This window comes from Ancylobacter sp. G4_0304, assembly GCF_047501495.1.
Classification (GTDB): Bacteria; Pseudomonadota; Alphaproteobacteria; order Rhizobiales; family Xanthobacteraceae; genus Ancylobacter.
Genome location: NZ_JAZDRM010000074.1, coordinates 1 through 3,022, shown reverse-complemented (window position 1 = coordinate 3,022; position 3,022 = coordinate 1). Strand labels below are relative to the sequence as shown.

Here is a 3,022-nt window from a genome sequence, read left to right as displayed (position 1 = left end):
CGATCCCGCAAATCCTGGCTGTAGGCGCGCGACATGATCCATCTCCACCACTCCGAACGCGAAGGAAGCAGACATGCCGCGATTTGGGAATCCCGCTCTGAATCGGATCAGCCAGAAACCGCTCTAACGGTATGCTGATGGCGGCGACGCCGATGATCGGTAAGGGCGACACCCCGAGACGAAACTGGCGCGCCGCGCCCAGCAGGGTCGACATGCAGGCCAGCATGAGGCTGAAGGACAGGATGATCAGCCTGTCATCGGGGCCGCTGATATAGATGCTGTAGGTGATGACGGCACCGACGATCATCAGGGCGGCAACGGCATAGGTCAGCAGGAAGCCGTCGCGGCGCGCGGCCATCGAGCTCGCGAACAGGATCAGCGCGAGGCACAGGGCGGAGAATCCGGTCCCCGCGAGCAGGGATGAATAGTCGAGCAGCATGACGTCTCGGCAGCTGGATGGCCGTCCATCCATGCGGGCGACGGCAAAGGCACGATAGCACCGATGCCGTTCCGCACCCAATGCGGTGCTTGCGGAGGTGGCGTTCTATTGTTCCGTCGCTTCTCCAGGAGAGCTGGAAGCTTGAGCCGCCTTGGCGATGAACTGACGGATGCGAGGGCCGAGCGTCGCGTCCAGCTTTTGGCCGGCATTGATCGCGGCTGGCGCCGTGATGTGGGACTCGTCGAGGTAGACGGTATGCCCGTCCGGCAGGAAGGCCGGGCATTTGCCGCCTGGGCAGAGGATGGAGCGGAGATCGAGATAGAGGAACTGGTCGCCATAGGGTCGCATGGCGGCGGTCACCTTCTCATATTCCTCGTTCATGTTCTGCTTGAGCTGCGACGAGAGGTCAGGGGCCAGATCCGAGCCATTGGCGCTGTCGAGCATGACGGGTACGGGCTGGAAGAAGCGTGGGCGGGGACCCACGACGATGACCGGCTTTCCGGTGGAGGCCAGATAGGCAAAGGTCTCCTCCAGCAGCTTGGGCGTCCACCAGTGCCAATTGCTGGTGACGACAATGGCCGAGACGTCGGCGTCCTTCACCCATTTGAAGCGCTCGGTGTTCAGGTCGATGCAGCTCTGCTTGACCGAGGAGAAAGGCGGTTTGGGGTAGATCGGAAAACAGCCCGCACCGCCCGCCAGCGCCATTTTCTCGGCGGGCAGGAACTGCGAGAGCATGATGTAGACTTCCTGGGCATAACTGTCGCCGATGATGAACAGCTTGTCGTTCACGCCCTCGCGGAAGCATTCGGCACGGTTATATGCGCTGGCATCGTCATCGACCGAAATGCTGCAACCGATACCGCTGCGGCCAAGGCGGATGCGGTCGGCCCAGCCCTTGCGGGCGATCTCGACATAGTTGCCGTCCAGCTTGGGACTTACCGGGCGGAGGCTGGCAAAGGCTATGAGCCCCGCGCAGGCGATCGCCAGCACCCCGACGCCAACCAGCCGGAAACGCCGTGCGGTGCGATGGCGGCGGAAGTCCAGCGGTTTTTCCACAGTCTGGCGCAGGATTTCTGCCGCGACGATGCATATCGCGACTATGGCAAGTTCCTGCGTGAACGACTTGGACTGACCGATGATCAGGCCGGACATCACCATGATCGGCCAGTGCACCAGATAAAGCGTATAGGCCCGGCGGCCGACATAAGCGGCCGCGCGCTGGCCCAGGGTCACGGCCGAGAGCGGCGCATTGATGCCGGTCAGCAGCAGCGCGGTGCCTGCCGCCGGCGCCAACGCGGCGACCACGAAATCATAGGTCTGGCCATTGGACAGGATCGCCGAGAATAAGACGATCACTGCGCCGAGCCCAAACAACGCATTGGAAAGCGGATGGACGCCGCGGTCGAGCGCAGGATTTTGCAGGTGCACAGTCGCGACGATCGCCCCGGCGGAAAACTGGAACACCCGCGCGGGCATGAGGAAGAAGGCGGCGGCGGCATCGAGGGCGAAGATCGCCCATGCGGCAGCGATGCCGAGGAGCGTGGCGCCGATGAACCAGCTGCGCGCATGCCGTCCCCCGGTCGCCAGAAGCAGGAAGAACGGCCAGACGAGGTAGAACTGCTCTTCGACCGACAGCGACCACATGTGCAGGAAGATGTTCGACTGCGAGGCCGAGTCGAAATATCCTGAATGCAGGAAGAAGTAGATATTGGCGACTGACAGGATCGAATAAAGGCCCACCCAGGCATATTCGAGGACCTGTCCGGGCGAATAGATCAGGCTGGCGGCGGCGAGCGAGGCAAGGACCGTTGCGATGACGGACGGCATCAGTCGCGAGATGCGCCGCATGTAAAAGTCGGCGAGGCTGAACCTGTTCTCGCCGCGCCGCTCCATGATCGTCTTGGTGATGATGTAGCCGGAGATGACGAAGAAGACGTCGACGCCGATGAATCCGCCAGGGAGATAGGTCTCGTTGAGGTGGAAGATGAGGACCAGACCGATCGCGAGCGCACGCAGACCATCGAGCGTTTGAATGCGTGCTGTCGTCACCGTGTTCTTTCTCCCGGAAGCCCGCTCCGGTCGTTACCACGGCTGCCGCCGCACGTCACGACGACGCCCCCATGCCATCGCTAGCGCGTGATGACGATCCGGGTATTGGCCTTTCCGGCGGCGCCGACCAGCGAGAACAGGCGCGCCGCATTTCCCGGGTGCAGCCGGATGCAGCCATGGGACGCTGGACGGCCGAGGCGGTTCAGGTCGTTGGTGCCGTGGATCGCGTAGCCGCCATGGAAGAAGATCGAATAGGGCATCGGCGAATTGTAGTATTTGCGCGAGAAGTAGCGCTTGTGCATGCGCTGCGGGCGGAAGGTTCCCGACGGCGTGCCGTGGCCGCGGCGGCCGGTGGAGACCGGCCAGTTGTAGCGCGGGGCCCCGTCGACCCACACATTCATGCGCTGGGTCGAGATGTCGATATAGGCCACCACGTCCGATGCCTTCGCGCCGGCTGGCGCGACGAGCAGCAGGCATAGGCAGGCAATAGCCGCGGCGATGCGTGTCATGGGCGCCCCCCCCCCCCCGTATGGT

Annotated in this window: 2 protein-coding genes and 1 pseudogene; all 3 read right to left on the bottom strand. The window is 63.2% G+C overall.

The annotated features are described in order from the left end of the window. A pseudogene (locus tag VRZ77_RS21635) lies at window positions 1-439 on the bottom strand (hypothetical protein); the annotation flags it as partial. Between the two features lie 105 nt (window positions 440-544). Then, window positions 545-2,488 carry an acyltransferase family protein gene (locus tag VRZ77_RS21630; protein WP_414594630.1) on the bottom strand — a complete coding sequence of 648 codons (1,944 nt, stop codon included), beginning with the start codon at window positions 2,486-2,488 and terminating at the stop codon, window positions 545-547. Between the two features lie 80 nt (window positions 2,489-2,568). Further along, a complete protein-coding gene (locus tag VRZ77_RS21625; RefSeq protein ID WP_414594629.1) occupies window positions 2,569-2,997 on the bottom strand; it encodes a L,D-transpeptidase in 429 nt (142 codons plus the stop codon). Between the last annotated feature and the right edge of the window lie 25 nt (window positions 2,998-3,022).